The sequence below is a fragment of the Halococcus dombrowskii genome, assembly GCF_022870485.1.
GTDB lineage: Archaea > Halobacteriota > Halobacteria > Halobacteriales > Halococcaceae > Halococcus > Halococcus morrhuae.
In genome coordinates this window covers 2,677,029-2,696,295 of record NZ_CP095005.1, presented here as the reverse complement: position 1 = coordinate 2,696,295, position 19,267 = coordinate 2,677,029, and the positions used below count along the sequence as shown (strand labels likewise).

Sequence of the window (19,267 nt, the reverse complement as noted above, 5' to 3'; positions counted from 1 at the left end):
TGGACCACGGCAGATCACGCACGGAGCAATGCCCGATACAGGCCGTCGACTCACAGTCACGATGGCTCACCCGCCTCGATGTCGGGGTAGCGAGACGATGACCACCACTTCGACGCGGCTGGCGGTCGCGATGGTCCTCCCGGGGAACGTTGACGACGACGGATTCGTCCAGGCGGGCGATGAAGCACTCTCCACCATCGAGGACGAACTCGGTGCCGAGACCCGCTCCGTCGATGGCGTGGCGTCGGAGACGGAATCGCTGGAGACAGCCATCAGGGAACTCGCGGCCGACGAGCCCGATCTGCTTATCGTCCACGGCGGGCAGGGCTCGCCGGCCGCGGCCGACGTGGCCCCGGAGCATCCGGACGTTGCGTTCGCGGTGACACAGGGTTCGGTCACCGGCCCGAATCTCGCGAGCTACGTGGTCCTCCAGGAGCAGTCGGCCTTTCTCGCCGGGGCCGCCGCCGGCCTACTCACCGAGAGCGACGTCGTGGGCCATATCTCCGGGATTCGCGTCCCGCCCGGTCTCAAGGGACGGGCCGCCTACGCCGCCGGCGTCGAGCACACCAACCCGGACGCGACGCTGCTCACCACCTTCGCCGGCGATCAGGACGACGCGGATCTCGCTCGACGCGTCGCCGAAGCCCAGATCGAACAGGGTGCGGACCTGATCTTCACCATGCTCAATGCGGGCCGTTCGGGCGCGATCACGGCCGCCGACGAGCACGGGATCGAGCTGTTCGGCAACGTCGGCACCTGGTATCCCGAGCATCCCGAAACCTTCGCCGGATCGGCGGTCGCGGACGTCGGTATCGGCGCGATCGAGGCCGCCAGAGATCTCGAAAACGGCGACTGGCAGGCCGGTCGGATCGTCGAAATCGGACTGGAGGAGCCGGAGGCCGTCCGGCTGTCGCTCGCACCGGACGTGCCGGACGACGTTCGCAAACGTGTCGATTCGCTAGCCGAGCGCATCGTCGCGGGCGATCTCGCGGTCGAGACCGACTACGACGGTCCGGAGTTCGATCCGCTCGATGCGGAGTGAGCGACCGGAACAAATATCGGGAGATGCTCGATACGTCGACCTCAGTCCGCCTCGGACGGGTCGACGACCTCGTCGGTTGCGGGATAGACGCCCACCTGCTCGCAGCGATCGCCCATCGGGCAGGCGTCGGGATCGTCGAGACAGGCGGGGCTGCGTGCGGTGCAGTATTCGCGACCGAACTGGATCGTCGCCGTGTGGCCGAACCCACATTTCTCGGCGGGAACCTGCGCTTCGAGCACCTCCCGGACTTTTTCGTGATCGGCATCGGCCGGGGCGATCCCGAGTCGGCGATAGATCCGGTGGACGTGTGTATCGACCGGGAAGACGCCGGCACGCCCGCCGGAAAACAGGAGCACGCAGTCGGCGGTTTTCGGGCCGACACCCGAGAAATCGAGCAGCGTCTCGCGTACCGTCGCGGGCTCCTCGTCGGTGACGAACGCGTCGAACGCTGCGGCGCTGCCGTACTCGTCGACGACGCGTTCGGCGATGGCGATCATCGTCTCGGATTTCTGGTTGTAGAGGCCCGCAGATTCGATCGTCTCGGCGAGCGTCGACTGCTCGGCATCGGCGAGCGCCTTCGCGAGATCCGGCCCCTCGCCGTAGCGCTCCATCAGCGCGTCGTGGGCGGGCTGGCTCGCCTTGTCGCTCGTGTTCTGACTCAGGATCGTGCGCACGAGACATTCGAAGGCGTCCTGGCCGCCGTACGTCTTCTGCCAGTAGAGCTCGCCGAGCCGATCGACGACCGCCTCGGCACGGGTTTCGGCGTCGCGCTCGTCGAACGCCGCGGCGAGACCGCCGCCGTCGGACCCGCCGCTGATGTTCTCCGTCGGTTCATCCTCGCTCATGAACTACCTTTGTGGGCCGGCCACAAAACGCTATTCGACGCGGAACACAGCCGTGATCTCGACTCCGTCGGCGAGCGCATCCACGAAGGCTCGGTCGAGATCGGCGGCTGCCTTATCGGCTCCGACCATCACGGTTCGATCGTCGACGTAGTCGCTCGTCCGGCAGACGAGGCTTCGGTCGTTCGTGAATTCAAGTTCCGGATGACCGCGACCGGTGACGGTTTCGGTGTGATCGCCGGCGTCGAGCGTCAGCGTGATCGTCGCCTCGCCATCCTGGCAGGCCGCGACGAACGCGCGGTCGAAATCAGCGGGCGTGCGGTCGGCCTCGATGCCGAGAATGCAGTCACCCGCCGGCGTCAGATAGTCGTCTCGCGTCAGTTCGAGCGTGCTCGCGTGGCGCGCGGTGACGTTCTCGTGGCCGTGCGCACGGACGCGTTGTTCCATAGCAGCCATCACCGGAATCGACGGTTATAGCTTCGCGTTTCGGGCGCTGACCCACGACGCAAGGGCTATGGCTGCGGCGAACGCCCAACTGCTATGAATCTGCACGAGTGGACGGCCGCTGCGGTCGAACCCGGCGACGGCCCGCCCGAGGCGGACGATTGGCAAACCGTCGATCCGGCGGCTCCCGATGCGTTCGCCGGCGAGCACGCCGTTGCCTACCGAACGGAGTTCGCCGATCCGCGTGAGGACGACGAGCGGGCGTTGCTCACCCTCCGCGGACTCTACGCCCACGCTCGTGTCTGGCTGAACGGCGAGTTCGTCGGCCGCCACGACACCTATTTCACGCCGTTCCGGACGGTGTTCGACCCCGAAGCGGAAAACGAGCTGCTCGTCGAGTGTCGCGCGCCCGAGGACCGTTTTGGCGGCGTCTTCGAGACGGCACTCGTCTCCGAACGCGAACGTGTGCCCGGGATACGCTGGGGTGCCAGCGTCGAGGGCGTGCCAGCGGCCGTCATCACCGATCTCACGGTTCGCACCGCCGAAACAGACGAAGAAGTGGGCGTCAACGCCATCGTCACGATCGATGCGGGCAGCGATCTCGACGGTCGCGTGCGACTCTCGCTGCAGCCCGAGGGGGCGGACGGCGCGAGCGCGCTGACACAGGTCGGCGTCCAGGCGAGCGCGGGCGAGCGCGTCGTCGTCCAGGGACAGCTGTCTGTGCGCGATCCCGACCGCTGGTGGCCTCGCGACACCGGCCCACAGAACCGCTACACCGTCCGGGCACAGCTCGGTGGGCACGATCGGACGGCGACGACCGGCTTTCGAACCATCGAATACGGTCCGGAGGGGTTGTCGATCAACGGGACGCACGTTCCGGTGCGCGGGCTCGTCTCGCTGCCCGACGAGAGCGCGACCGACGTCATCGACCGCGCAATCGCGGCGAACGCGACGCTTATCCGCCCGTACAGTCACGTCCCGTCGGAATCGTTCTACGAGGCCGCCGACGCGGCTGGCGTGCTCGTCTGCCAGGACGTGCCGATGAGTGCGGGTGCGCTTGATGCCGAACGCGCGCGGTTGGTCGCGCGTACGCTCGTCGGTGCGGTCGGCCATCGACCGAGCCTCGCCGCCTTCGGCGTTCGCGACGACGCCCACGGGTTCGACGTCACGACCGAGGAAGAAGACCGGCGCGTGCTCCGCTCGACGGGCAACGGTGACGGCGGTGCGGCGACGGCGACGGCAGCCACAACGTCGCTGCCCGACGACGCGATCGTGCTCTCGATGCCGGGTCTCGATACCGGGACCGATGCCGACGACGGAATCATGGAGTCGTGGGTGCTCGACGGCCACGCAAGCGACGGGACCCGAACGCGCTATGTAGTACCAGGAGCCGATGGCGGGGCGACGCGGGCACGACGAGCGATCGAGGCGCTTCGGCTGTCGGCGAAACCGTTCGTGACGGCCTTCGATCCGTCGGGAGAGGGCACCGACACTATTGAAGCCGCTTTCGAGCCACTTGCGGCAATGCTCGACGACACGGCGGCGGAGCCACGGGCCGTCGTCGTCAACGACACGCCCGAAACGTTCTCCGGCGAGATCGACTGGCGGGCCGGAAGCGAGAGCGGGAGCCTGTCGGTCACCGCCGACCCGTTCTCACGGGCCGTGGCTGGCGAACTCGACGCGTCGATCGACGGCGAACAGATCGCGTTGACGCTCGTGACCGACGACCGACGGGTGGAAAACGGGGACGAGCGGTGAACGAGTTGAGAGAGAACGACCCACACGATCACAACGCTTAAACCGTTTCTGGCAGTATTGGTACATGCCAGAACGCTGCCGGCGTCACAGTGGTATCGCACAGAGAATGATACGGACCACTCCTCAGAGACGACGAGCGCCCGTGAGTGGCAACCGTACGCTGGCGCGGCTGGGATAGTAACAGAACCATGGCAAGCACGATCGATCAATCCGAAAACGTCGAACTGACCGACGACGACCTCGAAAGCGACTCGAAAGGACAGCTCATCAAACTCGCCGGCAAGCTCCGCGACCGGCGCAACGACCTGAATCAGGCAGCCTCCGAGCGCGCCGACAAGCGCGACGAGCTCAACGCGAAGACACGAGAGCAGGTCGACCTCGCACAGGAACACCGCGAGAAACGCGACGAGCTCAACGAGGAGGTACAGGAGCACAAACAGAAGCGCAACGAGCTCAACGCCGAGGCCAACGAGCTGTTCGACGAGGTCGACGAGCTGAAAGGCGACCTCGAACTCGACGAGGGGAAGGACCTCGACGAGCTCGAAGAGGAAATCGAGAAACTCGAGTTCCGTCAGCAGACCGAGGTGCTCTCGACGGAGGACGAGCGCGAACTCATCGAGAAAATCGAGAACAAACGCGAGCAGTATCGCGAGCGAAAGGAAGCGCTCGACGACACCGACGGGCTCGAAGAGGTCAAAGCCGAGGCCGAGGAGATCCGTGCCGAGGCCTCCGAGCACCACGAGAAGGTGACGGAGCTCGCCGATGAGGCCCAGGAGCACCACAACCAGATGATCGAGGCCTACCGCGAGGCCGACGACGTCCGTGACGAGGCCGACGAGTGGCACGAGAAGTTCGTCGATGCTCAGGAAGCCGCCGACCGTCATCACGAGGACTTCGTCGAGGTGCAAAAGCGCCTGCGCGAGATGGACAAAGAGGAGGAAGAGGAGCGCAAATCCGAGCGCGACAAGAAGCGCGAGGAGGCCGAAGCCGAGGCCGAAGAGATCTACGAGCAGTTCAAGCAGGGCGAGACCCTCGACACCGAGGACCTGATGAAACTGCAGAAAGCCGGCAAGCTCTAAGTTCACCGTTTCGACCGCGACGCCCACGATCGTCGTCACGAGCGAACGATTCATCCGCCGCGCGCCCGACGAGTGGGTATGCCGACTGATTCACGAACGACATTCATGAGTGCAGCCATCGGCGCGAGCGCGGGCGCTGGCATCTGGGGGACGGTCAAACGGCTCCGCGCGCAGGCGAAAAACGGATATAATACGGTCGAAGTCGCCGTCGAGGGCCCCATCTCCCGCGAGGGAAGCCGTCTTCCGAGCAGCAGCCAGCGTTCGATCCCGGCGGACAAGATCGTCGAGCAGATCGAGCGCGCCGACGAGGATCCGAACGTCGAGGCGCTGGTCGTCAAGCTCAACACGCCCGGCGGCGAGGTCCTGCCGAGCGAGGACATCCGTCTGGCGGCCGAGCGTTTCGACGGTCCGACGATCGGCTACGCGACCGACACCTGTGCGAGCGGCGGCTACTGGATCGCTGCCGGCTGTGACGAGCTCTGGGCGCGCGAGGCGAGCGTCGTCGGGAGCATCGGGGTTCGTGGCTCGTCGGTCAACGCGAAGGGACTGGCCGACAAACTCGGGCTCGACTACCGCCCGAAGACCGCCGGCGAGTACAAGGACGCTGGCTACCCGCTCAAGGAGCCCGAAGAGCAGGACGACGAATATCTCCAGGGGCTCGTCGACGACTACTACGAGACGTTCGTCGAGCACGTCGCCGAGGGCCGCGAGCTCGACGAGGAGACGATCCGCGAGACCGAAGCCCGGGTCTATCTCGGGACCGACGCCATCGACAACGGGCTCGTCGACGAGCTCGGCACCCGTGAGGACGTCGAGGAGCGCATCGAAGAGCGCCTCGGCCACGACGTCGAGATCGAGGAGTTCACGCCCGAGCAGAGCCTGATGGAGCGCATCAGAAGCCAGTCGCAGGGCGTGGCCTACGCGTTCGGTGCGGGCGTGGCCGATTCGATCGGTGTCGACGAAGAGTTCAGTCTGGAACTTCGATAGCGGGCTACTCGATTATTCGTTCAGCTCCTGCCAGTGCTCGTAGATCGAGAGGGCGTCCTCGTCGGCCTCGTCGGCGTGGATCAATGGAAGGTTCCGGTCCTCCCAGTCTTTCTCGTACTCGTCGTGAACGGACCCCGCGGTCAAGCCGCGGGGCTTCCCGCTTCGACGACGCGCTTTGCATCCACTCGAACGCGAGTGAACGCAGGGAGCGCAGTCTGCACGGGCGTTGATTCGGAGCATCCCGCCCCTATCTGTTCGAGACCTCTGTCGAGAATATTCTTCGCTGCGTTCAGGTCACGGTCTTCCTCGTGGCCGCAGGCCGGACACGAGTGTTCGCGCACCCACAGCGGCTTGTCGGTCTTCACGCCGCATCGGTTGCACTCCTTCGTCGTATTCCGAGGATCGACCGACACGATGTGTGTTCCGTGCAGATCGGCCTTATATTCAAGGAGCGAGAGGAACTGCGACCATGCCGCATCCTGTTTGTTCTTCGCCGACTGTGAGGTTTCGAGCATCGGCTTCACATCGAGGTCTTCGACGCACACCACCTCGTACTCGGTCACGAGCCACGAGGTCAGCTTGTGCTGAAAGTCGATGACTTTCCGCTTGATGTGGCGTCTCGCCGTCGCCACCGCCCGCCGCTGTTTCTCCCAGTTGGCCGACCCGTGTTCCTTTCGGTCGAGCGACCGCTGTTCGCGCGCATAGCGGTCGTATTCGTCGGAGAGGGCGAGCGGTTCGACCGAGCAGTCATCGGACGTATGGATGTACGAGAGGATGCCGAGATCCACGCCCACGCAGTCGTTACGGTCGATCTCCTTCGGGTCGGGCTTCTCGGGTTCGTCGGCCTCGATGACGAACGTGGCGAACCACTCGCCGGTGGTCTCCTTCTTGAGAGCGACCCGTTTGATCTCATCCGTTTCCGGCAGGTTCCGGTGGGTGCGAATGGGCATATCGCCGATCTTCGAGAGGTGAAGGGTTGCATATCCGTCCCGGCCCGTGTTGTGATCCACGTCGTAGCCCTCGGACTGATACGTAACCGAACGAAAGTCACCTGCGCCCTGCCATTTGAGCCGTCCGACCTTCCGCCCGTTCTGCCGATGTTCCTTGAGGACGGTCAGGTCGCGGTGGATCTGTGAGACGGTCTGTTGGGCGGCGTGCGCCGAAACTTCCGCGAAGGTCGGCCACTCACGCTTCCAATCGGTGAGTTTCGAGTGCTGGTCGTAGGCACTCGGTCGGTCGTTCCACTCGGCGTGATAGTAGTCACGCACCGCGTGATTCCGTATCTGGCGGTGGATGTCGATGTGCCGCCACGCCTCGCTCACCGTGGGATCGTCGGGATACGCACGGAAACGAAGCGTGAGATCCATCGACTAGTCCAGGCCTTCGCGGATGAGGTCGCCGTAGGCACGCGGCATCCGAAGCCCGTGTTCCTCGGCGTACTCGGTCGCTCGCTCGATGTCTTCGTCGGTAAGGTCGACGCGAAGGTGTCGCTGTTCCATATCCGTTACAGATTCAGTTAGCAATTTCGCACACATGAATGCGTCTGACATCCGTTGAGCTTACGCGATTCACCCGCGGGGTCAAGCCCCGCGGCACTCTCGCTGCACTACCTGTAGGCGTCACAGCCCGAGAGGTCCTCGCTGCCGACGCGCTTGCAGGCCTGTTCGATGGCGACGGTTTCGGCGTGGGCCACGGGGTTGTTGGTCTGAGCGACGAGATTGGGACTTTCAGCCAGGATCTCGCCGTCGCGGACGATGAGACAGGAGAACGGACGGCCGCCATCCTCGACGTTCTCGCGGGCGATCTCAAGCGTTCGATCGACGAACTCGTGGTCTGCAGTGGTGGACACGGACGAACGACGTCGGCCGGAGCCATGGATGTTCGCAAACCGGCACCATCGCGGGTGTTTTCATGGCGGGGTCGTGAACAGTGAGCCGTGAGTACGCTCGTCGTCTGTATCGACCGCGGCGAGACCGTCGCCGACATCGCGGGCGAGCTGCCGGTGGTCGGCGAGCGGGCGGTTCGCTCGCTCGTCACCGACGTAGGGCTCGCCGATCCCGAAAGCAGCCGCGTGAACTGCCTGCTCGAAGGGCTGCGCCTCGCCGGCGAGCTTCGCGACTCGGGCGCGGAGCCGGTGGTCGCGGTCGTCTCGGGCGTCGACGACTCGGTCGATGCCGATCGGGATCTCGCCCGGCAGATTGAACGATTGCTCGCCGACCGGTCGATCGAGTCGGCGGTCGTCGTCACCGACAGCACGGCGGAAGAGCGCGTCGTCCACGTCGTCGAGAGCCGGGTGCGCGTCGATGCCGTCTCGCGGGTCGTCGTCCGACAGGCCCGCGATCTCGAATCGGCCTACTATCTCCTGAAGCAGTTCCTCGCCAACGAGGAGCTCCGACAAACGGTGTTGGTACCGATCGGTGTCGCGCTGCTCGCGGTGCCCGTGTTGGTGGTGTTCGCACAGAGCCTGCGGGCCGCCGTCGCCGCTGTCGCCGCTCTCACCGGTCTGTTCGTCCTCTACAAGGGGTTGGGTGTCGACGACGCGCTCGCGGCGCTTACCGGTGGGGTGCGCGATGGGCTCTACACCGGGCGGCTCTCGGTCGTCACGGGTGTGATCGCCGGTGGGTTCGCGCTCGTAGGCCTGGTCGTCGGAATCATCAGCGCCTCGCCGCTGGCTGGCGAGGCGAGCGCGCTCGTGACGGTCATGGCGTTCCTGTTCGACAGCGTGCCGTGGCTGACGACGGCGGGGCTGACCGCGAGCACCGGTCGGGCGATCGACGAGTGGCTGCACAGTAGTCGTGTCGGCAACGCCACGCTCAACCTCCCGTTCGTGCTGGCGGCGGTCGGGCTCGTCGTTCGGGGGTTCGGAGCCTACTTCCTGGAACGCGCCGGCATCATCGACCCGTTGCGGATGCCGGCGACGAGTCTCGGCGTCGTCTCGATCCGTGGGTTCACGATCGGCGGTGATGCCCGACTCGTGGCGTTCGTGATCGCCGGCGTGTTCGTGAGCCTGCTCGGTGTCGTCGTTGCGATGCGGATGGGCGAGAGCAGCGCCGACGAACGCACGGAGAGCATCGACTAATCGAGGGTGTCGAGCAGTCCGGCGAGCGTCGCGAGGTCGTACTGGCCGGGCGCGGTCGCCCGTTCGGGATCGACCGGTGCGTAGGCGATCCGCGAGCCGTAGAGGGGAGCGATAGCCCGCGAGTGGCCGCCGACCGCGCCCATCGCCATCGTCGCCACGCGCTTGCCGCGTTCCGTGCAGGCGTGCGTGGCCGCGAGCAGATCGAGCACGTCGCTCGGGTCGGTGGCCGTGACAGCGAGTTTCGCGACCGTGCCGTACTCGCTCGCGCGTTCCAGCGTGTCCTCCATCGCCGATCGTGATGGGGTCGCGTCGAAATCGTGTGTCGAGACGATGCAGTCCGCGTCGTGGTCGCGGGCCTCGTCGGCGAGCCATTCCTCGTCTGTGATCGTCGCCAGTTCGACGTCGATCGCCGCGACGGTCGGGAACTCGGCAGCGCGCGAGAGTGTGTCGAGTCGATCGGAATTATCGGGAGCTTCACCACCCTCTTCGGCCGTTCGGTTGGTCGCGATCAGCGGGAGTTCGCCGTCGTAGGTTGCGAGTGCATCGATCGGGTCGTCGGCGAGATCCATGCGGAACTCGACGGCGTCGGCGTGGGTGCGTGCGGCGGGTTCGTCGCTCAGATCGGCAGTGGCCGCCGCGAGCACGAGCGAGTCGAAGTCCATGCCCGCCCTCGGCCCGAGCGGGCGAAAACTCGTTCGGCTTGTGTGGCCTACAGCTGCGGTGTGGCCGCGGCGCGGCCGCGGCGGTGGCGATTGCCGAGCGGTGCCTGGCGGATGAAGGGCGAGGGGCGCGAGCGAGGCGAAGCCGAGCGAGCAGCGAACGGAGTGAGCGCGTCCCGAGGGCTTCGGCGGAGGCGGTGCTGTGCGGTTGGAAGCTGCGGTGATGTGATGGTGGAGAGTCCACGCGAGCGGAGCGAGCGTGGTTCGCCGTGAGCGAACGAGCGGAGCGAGTGAGTGAGCGGTTCTTTTTAGTCCGGGTTTTTGCGAGGAGTGGTTCGCGCTCTGCGCGAACCCGACGAGTAAAAAAGTGGTTCGTAAAACACAAAGCGGGCCGTCACGCGGTGTTCGTATGGCCGATGACGAAGCCGACGAGGAAGCCGACGAGGGACCGGTCGTCGAACTGGGCGAGGGGGCGTCCGTCGAGGGCGTGCCGCTGGCGCGCGTCACCTCGCGGTTGACGTGGGGGATGGAGCACTCGACGGTCGAACAGCGCGTGGGTGATACCGAGATCCGGACGCCGGATGGGCCGACCAGCCTGAGCGACGTGCTCGCGGAGGTCGACGAGCCGTACTTCGAGCGCCGCCAGGAGTTCGAGGAGAGCGTGCGCGAGGTCGTCGGAGCGGGGCCCGTCCAGACCGAGGAGTAGGGTGGATCGCTCGTCGGGGCGGCGGTGGGTCGTGCTCGCACTGCTGTGGGGTGCGGTGCTCGCGATCGCGTGGATGGCGCTCGAACGCAGCACGAGCACGGCGCTGTGGGCGCGGGTCGTCCGTGACGGATTGCTCTATCTCGTCGGGCCGGCGGCGCTCGCGCGACTGTACGGCCGACGGCTCGGCTGGCGCGTCGATCGGCGCGCGCTGCGGAACACCGTTTTGCTCGCACTGTTCGTGTTGCCGTTCTATCTGGTCGGGTCGTCGTTGCCGACGGTGCGGGCGTACTACCCGATGTGGAGCGTCGCGCCGACCGTGTCGTCGTTCGTGCCCCATGCCGTCGGGCAGTTCGTCGTCGTGCTCGCCGCCGAGACGTACTTTCGCGGGTTGCTCTGTGTCGGCGTGCGCGAGGTGGGCTTCAAGAGCGTGTTCATCAGTCCCGTCGTGTATGCGCTCCAGCACGCGAGCAAGCCGCCGATCGAACTACTGTTGTCGGGGCCCACCGACGTGCTCTTCGGCGCGGTCGACTACCGGAGCCGGTCGATCCTCCCCTCGGTCGTCGCCCACGGGTTCGGGCTGACGCTGCTCGATTGGCTCGTGCTCCATCCGCCGCTGCTCGCGCCCGAACGGGTTGCGGGCTGGCTGCGATGGCTCCCGATACCGGTGTGAGATCGATCAGAAGAGTACGCTGACCGGCAGGTCCGCTTGGAGGACGAAATAGAGCAGCGTGAACAGCGTCGCGTTGTACGCGCCGTGGATGAACGCCGGCACGACGAGGTTGTCGGAGAACTCGTAGGCCGCGCCGAAGACCAGGCTCGGCAGAAAGAGCACCGTGATGGTCGCCAGTCGCCCGCCGACGCCGCCGGTCAGGGACTGAAAGTGGATCGCGGCGAAGACGGCGCTCGCGAGCATCACACCGGGGACGGGGCCGAACGATTCTCGGAGCCGACCCTGCACGATGCCACGGAAGAGCAGTTCCTCGCCGGGGCCGATGATGACGAACGAGGCGGGAATCAACAGGAGCAGCAGTTCGGGGTTCTGGGCGGCGATCTGCCCGACCTGGTTTTCCGCCGGCTGAACCCCTACGACCGTGAGCAGTATCGATCCGACGAACTGTGCGATGAGCGCCAGCGCGTAGCCGCTCAGCGCCGTAACGACGTCTCGAAGCGACGGAACGTCGATGCCGAGATACGTCCGCCCGAGACCTCTGAATCGGAGATACAGCAGGGCAGCACTACCGAAGGCGATCCCCTGCCCGGTTACCAGGGAGATGACCAGCAGCGCCAGTGCACTGAGTTCGATATCGAGGAACGCGAGCGAGCGCACGATCGCCCTGCCGAGAACGGACGCAACCCCGATACCGAGACCCCCAACGGCGAGCGCGACGACGAGGGCGCGCACGCGACCGGTCTGCCCGCCTGTGGCACTCATACGTCGTTTCGAGTGGCCGGGGGCGAAAGGATTGCCTTTCAGTTCCCGAACGCCGACAGACTGGACTGGACGCCCGCCGCGAGCGATGACTTTCGGCGGAGGCGCGCAAGCGAGATCGGCAGTTGGGGTTCGAGCTGGCGGAGGGCGTCCCCGAACGATTCGGCCGTGCCCGATTCGCCGTCGAAGGCGTTTCGCACCGATTCGCGGACCTGCCACACGCCCGTGGGTCCCCAGTAGTCGGGCGTCACGTGGCGTACGACGAGCACCGACGCCTGCCGGCCGCGCTCGACGAGCTGTTCGAGCACGCCCAAGCGGGCGGCGTAGTACGCGCCGGCGGTCTCGTCGACATAGGACGTCCGGCCCTCGTGGCCCTCGCGATCGGCGGCGAGCATCATCCCTCGCTCGGGGGCGGGGTTCCAGACGCTGCCGGGAGCCTTGCATTCCACCAGCTCGAACTCCCACTGGCCGGGTGTGAGCAGGATCCAGAACTTGTTCCCCAGATACTCGTTGTAGAACAGTTCGGGTTTGTCCACCGCCGTCGCGTTGCGGATCTGTCCGCGGAGGAACTGTCCCACCGTGTCGTCGACGGCGGTGATCGACCAGCGCGTCGGGACGAGCCGGCGGTTCTCACCTTCGCCGAGTGCGCCGGCCGAGAGGATCGTGTTGATGTCGTAGACGTCGAAGCCACGGTTGTAGAGGTAGTTCATTGCACCCTCGGCGCGCCAGTCGTCGTCTTCGAGAGTCTTCTTGACCGGGCGCGGGACGTGTGGGTTCTCTGTCAGCGTCGCGCTCTCGGCCCGTGCACGCGGCCCGGTCGGCGAGGTGACGTCCCCGGCTGACACGGAGAAATCCACGTCGAGCGAGCTGTCGAGCCCGATCTCGACGTCGACGGGTCTGTCGGCGATGGCGACCTCGCGCTGCGTTCCCAGAAAGCCGTTCCAGGCGTCGGCGACGTTCGTCACGCTGGTCGTCTTCGCGGTGTTCACGAGCCCCGTGCGGTGCTGGAAGACGTCCTCGATCGAGAAGTCCCGATCGTACCAGTGACCACCCGTCTCGAAGTCGGCAGCGCGTTCCTCGTGGCCGACGGGCGAGAGGACACCCGTCGAGACGTTCGGATACGAGGAGCGACCGACGAAGATCGTGGGCGAGGTGCTGCCGAGCAGTGCGTCGTCGGAGACCCGCCGCTCGAAGTTCGTCTCGACGTCGTCGAGGTAGTCGGTGATGGCGTAGGACTTCTCGGCCGCCAACTGCCGGCGCTCGTCGCGCTCGTCGCGCTCGATCTCCTCGAAGTATTCGTCGAGCTGCATCGATGGGAGAAGGGGTTTCAGCGGCTTGAACCCTCCGCTACCGGTCGAAATCGGCGGTAGCGACCGTGAGAGACGAAAGGCTTGACCCGGCCGCACACGTCGCTTCGGAGAGTGTCACGACGACGACTGTTCGGGTCGCTGTGTTCGATGGTGCTGCTGGTGAACCTCGCGCGAGTGATCTTCGCGCCGCTGCTCGAACCCGTGCGGACGGATTTCGGCGCGTCGGCCACGGGCGTCGGCCTGCTGGCGACGCTCGCCTGGCTCGGCAGCGCCTCGCCGCGCCTGCCGACGGGCTATCTCCTCACGCGCGTTCCCCGTCACGCGGTGATCCTCGCCGCCGGAACGACCCTCTCGATCTCGCCGCTGCTCGCCGCGACGGCCAGCTCGCTCCCGGTTCTCTGGGCGAGCGCGTTCCTGATGGGACTGTCCAGCGGAATGTACTTCATCGCGGCCAAACCGCTGTTGAGCGACCTCTTTCCGGCACGCATCGGTAGCGCGGTCGGCGTCCACGGCACCGCGAGCCAGCTCGCCGCGGCGGGCGCGCCGCTGTTCGTCACCGCCGTTCTGATCGTGAGCGAGTGGCGTACCGTGTTCGTCCTGATGAGCGGGGCCGCCGCGGCCGCGACGCTCGCGTTCTTCCTCATCGCTCGCAGTAGCACCGTGCCGAACGGCGAGCGCGAGAGTCGGAACTTCCTCGGTGCGGTCCGCGAACAGTGGAAACTCGTCGTCGGGGCGATCGTCCTCGCGGGGTTCACCGATCTCGCCTGGAACGGCGTGTTCAACTTCTATGTGTCCTACCTCGTCAGCGAGAAGCCGATCGCCGAGGGTACTGCTCGGACGCTGCTCGCGGTCGTCTTCGCCGCCGGCGTTCCCGCCTTCACCCTCGGCGGCCGCCTCGCCGATCGCCTGCCCTACGTCCCGCTCGTGCTCGCCATCATCACCGCCTTCGCCGCCTCGCTGCTCGGGCTGACGGTGGTCACGACCACCGCAGGGCTCGTCGCCGTGAGCGTCGCGCTCGGGCTGGCCATCCACAGCATCTTCCCGGCGATGGACACCTACGTGCTCGACTCGCTACCGGATGCCCACCGTGCGAGCGCCTACGCGGTGTTCAGCGCGGGCATCATCACGCTGAGCGCGCTCGGCAGCGTCGTCGTCGGCGCGCTGCTCGACGCCGGCCTCGCCTACACGACGATCTTCCGCGGGTTCGCCGTCGCCGCGCTCGGGTTCGTCGTCGTCTTCGCCGGCGTCCAGGTCACGGTCGGCTTTCCGAGCGGTCGGCACGCGGGCGAATCGGAGGCGTGAATACCGTGGGAGTCGGCAGCGAACGGCGTCAGCGGTCGAGGAATCGATTCAGTTCGCGGAATTCGGCGGTGGAGAGAACGACGTGCGTATCGAACGCGTCGAATCGCTCGAACTCGTCGTCGATCGTCAGTACGGTGTTCACTCCTTCAGTGATCGCCACCTGGGCGTAGTAACCGTCCCACCCGCCGACGTTCGCCTCACCCGCCATGGACAGTCCCCCGCGAGCGACGGCTTCGGGAATGGTGCCGTGCCACCGGATTCGCTTCGCGTCCGTAAGCTACCACGCCCTACAGGGCGTGGCCTTCACCATGGACTCCCGCTCTAACCGATTCGCACGGTGCGGAGGTAAACCCGCTCGCGTTCAGCATCCCGGTGTTCAAGCGCAGGCCTACGACTGCGCCTCCGCCGGAAGACCTGTGCGACCGACGGAGATACTTCAGACCGATGTTCTTCGCCGCGTTGTAGTCGGCGTGGGCCTCGTATCCACAACTCTGGCACTCAAACGTGTCTTGAGACGGACGGTTCGCATCGACGGTGAACCCACAACCGATACGGGAACACCGCTGACTCGTGTACGCCGGATTGACCTGTTCGGTGTCGATGCCAAACCGTTCGGCTTTGTACGTCACGTAGTCGAACAGGCGGCGGAACGCCCATGCGTGGAGTCGCTTCGCACCCGCCATCCGCTCACGGATGTCCGTCAAGTCCTCGAAGGCGACAACCGAACAGCCGTTCTCGCGCGCTTCGCGGACGATGCCGTTCGCAATCCGGTGGAGCATCTGCTCGAATCGCCCCGTCTCCTTTCGACCGACACGTTGCATCGCTTCGTGAGCGTACCGCGTTCCGCGCTGTTGCATCGATGCACGTCGCTTCTCGTACTCACGATGCCAGTGGTTGAGTTCGTTGCCGGACCAGAACTTACCTGTGGAAGTGACGGCGATGTTCTCGACGCCGAGGTCCACGCCGAGAACCGTTCCGTTCTCGGGGGGTTCGGGGTCTTCCACGTCCGCCTTTGTTCGGACGTGGAGGTAGAACTCACCATTGCGATAGTGGAGCGTTGCGCCCGTCGTCTCGTACTCGTCGCCGAACAGGTACTCGGCGTGGGGCGTGTCGCGGTCTTCGTCGGGCAACACGTACTCGGCGGTGATGCGCCCATCGACGGTCGAGAGGGTAGCGTAGTCGGCGTTGAACGTCGCGCTCCGCTTGTCGTATTCGAGGAACGACGACGAGAAGTAGGGCCGGCTCGCGTACTTCCCACGCTTCCACTTGGCGACGACGCTTTGCAGCGACTCGGCGGCACGGCTTCGCGCGGCTTGGACGAGATTCGAGTGCAGGCGCGTCTCCTCGCGGACCTGTTGGTAGGTCCGGTCGTGGAGTTTGCGCTTCGACGTAACGGCGTACTCGTCGTCAAACGCGGCGTCAACGACGTAGTTCGCGGCCCATCGGAACTCGTCAATCGTCTCGTGAAGAAGGTCGGCGTCGCTGTCGCTCAAGTCGAGCTTGACCGGAACAGTGCGCCGGACCTCCATACATCATGTAGAGAGCGCATGCTTAAAAAACGCCGATACCGACCCCCGAAGGGGAGTCGGCTGGTCGACACGGAACCGGCATTCAAACAACACGAGGGAGCGAGACGGCGCATGCGCTTCCTCCACGGCCTAAAGGCCGTGGTATCCGCGCTGTTCAGCCTCGTATGAAGTTCCGGAGTAGTCGGGCTGCCGCCGCGTTCGAGCGGCCGTAATACGTCGTCAGCACGGTGTGTGCCCCGAACAGCGCAGGGTACGGGACGACGGCCTCGATGTCGCCAGCGATGGCATCGCGAACGTACGAGAGCGCGGCGTCACGAACCGGGGCTTCGGTGTGCGCCAGGGCGATCACCCCGACGTCGAAGAGATAGGGCCCGCCCGCGTCACTCATCGCTGCTGCGCTCCGCACCGCGCCGTATCGCGTCCCGGTGTCGTCGAGCGATCGGGTCGGGCCCGTCGGAAAGCGGCGACGTTGCCGCACGCTCCGGCGTCGTCTCCTCGACGAGTCGCTCCAGGCGCTCGATGATCCGCTCGGGAGCGTCTTCGGGCTCGACGACCGCTTTCCCCTCCTTCTCGTGGATCACCACTTCCGTCCCGGGAGTGATCCCGAGCCGTTCCCGCGTTTCCCGGGGAAGAACGATCCGTCCTTTCGAATCGACGGTCACCATCGTCCCACTTTTGGTGGGAAAGCACGTAACGGTTTCGTCTAGGGACGTTCCGTGTATTCGAACCTGCTCCCCGTTGTGAGGGCCGGTCGAGGAATATTTCCCCATTCACTGCGCGAGGTCGGTCCTCCGCCGGACAGGCGGTGAATCGGAAGCGTAAATCTCGCGAACGAAAATCAGGTTGCGGGTCTCAGCTGTGAATGCCCATCGCCTCGATCTGCTCTTGATAGCGGTTGCGGATCGTCACTTCGGTGACCTGAGCGACATCGGCGACCTCGCGCTGGGTTTTCTTCTCGTTGCAGAGCAGGGAGGCGGCGTAGATCGCCGCGGCGGCGTAGCCGGTGGGTGACTTTCCCGAGAGCAGACCTTCCTCGGCGGTCGTCTCGATGATGTCGTTGGCCTTCGCCTGAACCTCTTCGGAAAGGGTGAGCTCCGAACAGAAGCGGGGAACGTATTTTTTGGGGTCGACAGGGCGCATTTCGAGGGCGAGTTCCTGGGACACGTACCGATACGTCCGCCCGATCTCCTTGCGTTCGACGCGCGACACTTCCGAAATTTCCTCCAGGCTTCGGGGGATGCCCTCCTTCCGACAGGCCGCATACAGCGCCGAGGTGGCGACGCCCTCGATCGAGCGCCCGCGGATGAGATCGTCGGCGAGCGAGCGCCGGTAGATGACCGAGGCGACCTCGCGTACCGACCGTGGAACACCCAATGCAGAGGCCATCCGGTCGATCTCCGAGAGCGCGAACTGAAGGTTGCGCTCGCCGGCGTCCTTCGTTCGGATGCGCTCTTGCCATTTGCGCAGCCGGTGCATCTGCGAGCGCTTCTTCGAGGAGATCGATCTCCCATATGCGTCCTTGTCCTTCCAGTCGATCGTGGTCGTGAGCCCCTTGTCGTGCATCGTCTGGGTGGTCGGCGCACCCACACGGGATTTCTGCTGGCGTTCGGCGTGGTTGAACGCTCGCCACTCCGGGCCGGGATCGATGTTCTCCTCCTCGACGACCAGCCCGCAGTCCTCACAGACCAGCTCGCCACGGTCGGTGCTCTTGGCGAGATTGTCCGAATCACACTCCGGACAGCGGCGTACCCCCTCGTTTTCGTCGTCCACCTGCTCCGGTTCGGCCTGACGCTCCCGCTGACGAGTGGACCGTGTCATTGCACTTTTATAGTAGTATCCTCAGAACGTATAAACTCTTGGGGGCGAACGGTTGATATTCGACCCATCGGATCGCCGCCGCTCGTCCGATAGTGCTTCCGATGGCCTCGTATCGCAACCGCTATGCGACCGCTACGGCGAGTGTCGGCAATGCCGGTCATCGAGTGTGACGTCGATCAGGCCCGCGAGCGCCTCGAATCCGCCGGGGTCGCGATCGAACCGGGCAACACCGATCACGAACGCTGGCGAGCCGTCGATGCGGAGGCGACTGCCGTCGCCTACGACGGAAAGGTCGTGATTCAGGGCGCAACACCGGCCCGTCTCGAAGGGTTGCTCCGAGAGGACGGCGGGCGCGCACACTGCTATTTCGACGGCGCGTCGCGTGGTAACCCCGGCCCGGCGGCCATCGGCTGGGTGATCGTCGACAGCAGTGGCATCGTCGCCGAGGGCGGCGAGCGCATCGGTGAGACGACCAACAACCGCGCCGAGTACGACGCGCTCACCCGGGTGCTCGAACGCGCCGTCGACTACGGGTTCGACACTGTCGAACTCCGTGGTGACTCACAGCTCGTCGTCGAGCAGGTCAAGGGTGCATGGCAGACCAACGATCCCGCGCTGCGCGAGCGCCGGGTGCGGGTGCGCGAGCTGCTCGAACGGTTCGACGACTGGTCGATCGAGCACGTCCCGCGCGAGGCGAACGAGCGGGCCGACGCCCGCGCAAACGAGGCCTTCGATGAGTGAGCTTCCAGAAGCGGTCGTCGACGAGGCCGAACGACTCACGCGGCTGGCACGCACCGTCACCGACGAAGACGAACGCGAGGCCTACCGCGAGCGCCGCCGCGAACTGCTCGCCGAGCACGACTTCCGGGTGCGCGTCCGCGAGGCCGACGACACACTCGTCTGTCACCCCGACGAGTGGCTCGCCGACGGTAAGATCCGGCCCGAGCGCATCGAGGACACCGATCGGGCCGTCGAGCGCTCGCTGTCGGGGGCCGGCGATCCCGACGACTGGGGGCAGGTTGCGGCACACAACGACGCGGTCGTCGAGGCCGTCGCCGCACACGACGCGATCCACGGTGCGAACGCGCGGGCCTTCGCCGATTTCATGAGCAACCACTACGCACGGCCCGTCGAGTCGGCGACCGAAGCCGAGCGTCGGGAGTTCCGTACCGAATACTTCGTCCGGAACGCGTGGCCGACCGACGAGCAGCGCGCGGCCATCGAGGAGTCGCTGTCGCTCGCCATGACGGAAGCCGACGCTATCGACGATTCGAACGGGTGAA

22 protein-coding genes and 2 pseudogenes are annotated in these 19,267 nt (G+C 65.8%); 10 read left to right on the top strand and 14 right to left on the bottom strand.

Annotation, left to right across the window (positions count from 1 at the left end):
* Positions 1-97 precede the first annotated feature (97 nt).
* Positions 98-1,042, top strand: a complete 945-nt coding sequence (locus MUK72_RS13990) for a BMP family protein (protein WP_244702253.1) — start codon at positions 98-100, stop codon at positions 1,040-1,042.
* Positions 1,043-1,083: 41 nt separating this feature from the next.
* Here MUK72_RS13990 and MUK72_RS13985 read toward each other — a convergent pair whose 3' ends face one another.
* Complete coding sequence (locus MUK72_RS13985) at positions 1,084-1,887, bottom strand: endonuclease III domain-containing protein (protein WP_244702251.1); 804 nt, start codon at positions 1,885-1,887, stop codon at positions 1,084-1,086.
* Positions 1,888-1,917: 30 nt separating this feature from the next.
* Positions 1,918-2,331: a DUF371 domain-containing protein gene (locus MUK72_RS13980; protein WP_244702249.1), complete on the bottom strand. Its 414-nt coding sequence runs from the start codon at positions 2,329-2,331 to the stop codon at positions 1,918-1,920.
* A 93-nt stretch (positions 2,332-2,424) separates the two neighbouring features.
* Here MUK72_RS13980 and MUK72_RS13975 point away from each other — a divergent pair, with 93 nt between their 5' ends.
* From MUK72_RS13975 to sppA, 3 genes are all read left to right on the top strand, one after another.
* Positions 2,425-4,086, top strand: a complete 1,662-nt coding sequence (locus MUK72_RS13975) for a glycoside hydrolase family 2 protein (protein WP_244702247.1) — start codon at positions 2,425-2,427, stop codon at positions 4,084-4,086.
* Between the two features lie 188 nt (positions 4,087-4,274).
* Positions 4,275-5,165, top strand: coding sequence for a coiled-coil protein (locus MUK72_RS13970; protein ID WP_004053769.1), 891 nt, complete (start codon positions 4,275-4,277; stop codon positions 5,163-5,165).
* Between the two features lie 78 nt (positions 5,166-5,243).
* On the top strand, positions 5,244-6,152 hold the full coding sequence (gene sppA, locus MUK72_RS13965; protein ID WP_244702246.1) for a signal peptide peptidase SppA: 909 nt from the start codon (positions 5,244-5,246) through the stop codon (positions 6,150-6,152).
* A 12-nt stretch (positions 6,153-6,164) separates the two neighbouring features.
* Here sppA and MUK72_RS20240 read toward each other — a convergent pair whose 3' ends face one another.
* The 4 genes from MUK72_RS20240 to MUK72_RS13955 all read right to left on the bottom strand — a co-directional run bounded on the left by MUK72_RS20240 (position 6,165) and on the right by MUK72_RS13955 (position 8,001).
* A complete protein-coding gene (locus tag MUK72_RS20240) occupies positions 6,165-6,296 on the bottom strand; it encodes a hypothetical protein (protein WP_280518307.1) in 132 nt (43 codons plus the stop codon).
* Positions 6,293-7,519: an RNA-guided endonuclease InsQ/TnpB family protein gene (locus MUK72_RS13960; protein WP_244702244.1), complete on the bottom strand. Its 1,227-nt coding sequence runs from the start codon at positions 7,517-7,519 to the stop codon at positions 6,293-6,295. The genes MUK72_RS20240 and MUK72_RS13960 overlap by 4 nt, the downstream gene beginning before the upstream one ends.
* A gap of 3 nt (positions 7,520-7,522) precedes the next feature.
* Positions 7,523-7,651: a hypothetical protein gene (locus tag MUK72_RS20235; RefSeq protein ID WP_256686301.1), complete on the bottom strand. Its 129-nt coding sequence runs from the start codon at positions 7,649-7,651 to the stop codon at positions 7,523-7,525.
* Between the two features lie 107 nt (positions 7,652-7,758).
* Positions 7,759-8,001, bottom strand: coding sequence for a nucleoside deaminase (locus tag MUK72_RS13955; protein WP_244702242.1), 243 nt, complete (start codon positions 7,999-8,001; stop codon positions 7,759-7,761).
* An 87-nt stretch (positions 8,002-8,088) separates the two neighbouring features.
* Between MUK72_RS13955 and MUK72_RS13950 the strand changes: the two genes are divergently transcribed.
* Positions 8,089-9,231: a DUF373 family protein gene (locus MUK72_RS13950; protein ID WP_244702240.1), complete on the top strand. Its 1,143-nt coding sequence runs from the start codon at positions 8,089-8,091 to the stop codon at positions 9,229-9,231.
* On the opposite strand, the gene MUK72_RS13945 is transcribed toward MUK72_RS13950, so the two are convergent.
* Complete coding sequence (locus MUK72_RS13945) at positions 9,228-9,893, bottom strand: type I 3-dehydroquinate dehydratase (RefSeq protein ID WP_244702238.1); 666 nt, start codon at positions 9,891-9,893, stop codon at positions 9,228-9,230. The genes MUK72_RS13950 and MUK72_RS13945 overlap by 4 nt on opposite strands.
* Positions 9,894-10,299: 406 nt before the next feature.
* Here MUK72_RS13945 and MUK72_RS13940 point away from each other — a divergent pair, with 406 nt between their 5' ends.
* Both MUK72_RS13940 and MUK72_RS13935 read left to right on the top strand, forming a co-directional pair.
* Entirely contained in the window at positions 10,300-10,596 is a 297-nt protein-coding gene (locus MUK72_RS13940) for a DUF5789 family protein (RefSeq protein ID WP_244702236.1), read from the top strand.
* 73 nt (positions 10,597-10,669) lie between these two features.
* Entirely contained in the window at positions 10,670-11,266 is a 597-nt protein-coding gene (locus tag MUK72_RS13935) for a CPBP family glutamic-type intramembrane protease (protein WP_343749946.1), read from the top strand.
* Positions 11,267-11,272: 6 nt separating this feature from the next.
* Here MUK72_RS13935 and MUK72_RS13930 read toward each other — a convergent pair whose 3' ends face one another.
* Both MUK72_RS13930 and nreA read right to left on the bottom strand, forming a co-directional pair.
* Positions 11,273-12,028 carry a CPBP family intramembrane glutamic endopeptidase gene (locus MUK72_RS13930; protein WP_244702226.1) on the bottom strand — a complete coding sequence of 252 codons (756 nt, stop codon included), beginning with the start codon at positions 12,026-12,028 and terminating at the stop codon, positions 11,273-11,275.
* Positions 12,029-12,066: 38 nt separating this feature from the next.
* Positions 12,067-13,335 carry a DNA repair protein NreA gene (gene nreA, locus MUK72_RS13925; protein WP_244702224.1) on the bottom strand — a complete coding sequence of 423 codons (1,269 nt, stop codon included), beginning with the start codon at positions 13,333-13,335 and terminating at the stop codon, positions 12,067-12,069.
* 111 nt (positions 13,336-13,446) lie between these two features.
* Here nreA and MUK72_RS13920 point away from each other — a divergent pair, with 111 nt between their 5' ends.
* Entirely contained in the window at positions 13,447-14,637 is a 1,191-nt protein-coding gene (locus tag MUK72_RS13920; RefSeq protein ID WP_244702222.1) for an MFS transporter, read from the top strand.
* A 28-nt stretch (positions 14,638-14,665) separates the two neighbouring features.
* Here the strand turns inward: MUK72_RS13920 and MUK72_RS13915 are convergent.
* The 5 genes and pseudogenes from MUK72_RS13915 to MUK72_RS13895 all read right to left on the bottom strand — a co-directional run.
* Positions 14,666-14,908: pseudogene (locus tag MUK72_RS13915) on the bottom strand (hypothetical protein); the annotation flags it as partial.
* Positions 14,909-14,924: 16 nt separating this feature from the next.
* The gene (locus MUK72_RS13910; RefSeq protein ID WP_244702218.1) at positions 14,925-16,166 is read right to left on the bottom strand and encodes an RNA-guided endonuclease InsQ/TnpB family protein; all 1,242 of its coding nucleotides are present in this window, start codon (positions 16,164-16,166) and stop codon (positions 14,925-14,927) included.
* A 163-nt stretch (positions 16,167-16,329) separates the two neighbouring features.
* Positions 16,330-16,554, bottom strand: a pseudogene (locus tag MUK72_RS13905) (hypothetical protein); the annotation flags it as partial.
* Entirely contained in the window at positions 16,547-16,831 is a 285-nt protein-coding gene (locus tag MUK72_RS13900) for an AbrB/MazE/SpoVT family DNA-binding domain-containing protein (protein WP_244702214.1), read from the bottom strand. The pseudogene MUK72_RS13905 and the gene MUK72_RS13900, both read right to left, overlap by 8 nt.
* 187 nt (positions 16,832-17,018) lie before the next feature.
* Entirely contained in the window at positions 17,019-17,984 is a 966-nt protein-coding gene (locus MUK72_RS13895) for a transcription initiation factor IIB (RefSeq protein ID WP_049916188.1), read from the bottom strand.
* 150 nt (positions 17,985-18,134) lie between these two features.
* Here MUK72_RS13895 and rnhA point away from each other — a divergent pair, with 150 nt between their 5' ends.
* Both rnhA and MUK72_RS13885 read left to right on the top strand, forming a co-directional pair.
* Positions 18,135-18,725, top strand: coding sequence for a ribonuclease HI (rnhA, locus tag MUK72_RS13890; RefSeq protein WP_244702212.1), 591 nt, complete (start codon positions 18,135-18,137; stop codon positions 18,723-18,725).
* Positions 18,718-19,266 (top strand): DUF7108 domain-containing protein, encoded by a 549-nt coding sequence (locus MUK72_RS13885; protein ID WP_244702210.1) that lies wholly within the window; start codon positions 18,718-18,720, stop codon positions 19,264-19,266. Before rnhA ends, MUK72_RS13885 begins: the two co-directional genes overlap by 8 nt.
* Position 19,267: the final 1 nt, after the last annotated feature.

Coding starts and splice junctions, on each gene's coding strand:
- MUK72_RS13990 (WP_244702253.1), top strand. CDS start 98: ATGACCACCACTTCGACGCGGCTGGCGGTCGCGATGGTCCTCCCGGGG.
- MUK72_RS13985 (WP_244702251.1), bottom strand. CDS start 1,887: ATGAGCGAGGATGAACCGACGGAGAACATCAGCGGCGGGTCCGACGGC.
- MUK72_RS13980 (WP_244702249.1), bottom strand. CDS start 2,331: ATGGAACAACGCGTCCGTGCGCACGGCCACGAGAACGTCACCGCGCGC.
- MUK72_RS13975 (WP_244702247.1), top strand. CDS start 2,425: ATGAATCTGCACGAGTGGACGGCCGCTGCGGTCGAACCCGGCGACGGC.
- MUK72_RS13970 (WP_004053769.1), top strand. CDS start 4,275: ATGGCAAGCACGATCGATCAATCCGAAAACGTCGAACTGACCGACGAC.
- sppA (WP_244702246.1), top strand. CDS start 5,244: ATGCCGACTGATTCACGAACGACATTCATGAGTGCAGCCATCGGCGCG.
- MUK72_RS13960 (WP_244702244.1), bottom strand. CDS start 7,519: ATGGATCTCACGCTTCGTTTCCGTGCGTATCCCGACGATCCCACGGTG.
- MUK72_RS20235 (WP_256686301.1), bottom strand. CDS start 7,651: ATGGAACAGCGACACCTTCGCGTCGACCTTACCGACGAAGACATCGAG.
- MUK72_RS13945 (WP_244702238.1), bottom strand. CDS start 9,893: ATGGACTTCGACTCGCTCGTGCTCGCGGCGGCCACTGCCGATCTGAGC.
- MUK72_RS13940 (WP_244702236.1), top strand. CDS start 10,300: ATGGCCGATGACGAAGCCGACGAGGAAGCCGACGAGGGACCGGTCGTC.
- MUK72_RS13935 (WP_343749946.1), top strand. CDS start 10,670: ATGGCGCTCGAACGCAGCACGAGCACGGCGCTGTGGGCGCGGGTCGTC.
- MUK72_RS13930 (WP_244702226.1), bottom strand. CDS start 12,028: ATGAGTGCCACAGGCGGGCAGACCGGTCGCGTGCGCGCCCTCGTCGTC.
- nreA (WP_244702224.1), bottom strand. CDS start 13,335: ATGCAGCTCGACGAATACTTCGAGGAGATCGAGCGCGACGAGCGCGAC.
- MUK72_RS13910 (WP_244702218.1), bottom strand. CDS start 16,166: ATGGAGGTCCGGCGCACTGTTCCGGTCAAGCTCGACTTGAGCGACAGC.
- MUK72_RS13900 (WP_244702214.1), bottom strand. CDS start 16,831: ATGGTGACCGTCGATTCGAAAGGACGGATCGTTCTTCCCCGGGAAACG.
- MUK72_RS13895 (WP_049916188.1), bottom strand. CDS start 17,984: ATGACACGGTCCACTCGTCAGCGGGAGCGTCAGGCCGAACCGGAGCAG.
- rnhA (WP_244702212.1), top strand. CDS start 18,135: ATGCCGGTCATCGAGTGTGACGTCGATCAGGCCCGCGAGCGCCTCGAA.
- MUK72_RS13885 (WP_244702210.1), top strand. CDS start 18,718: ATGAGTGAGCTTCCAGAAGCGGTCGTCGACGAGGCCGAACGACTCACG.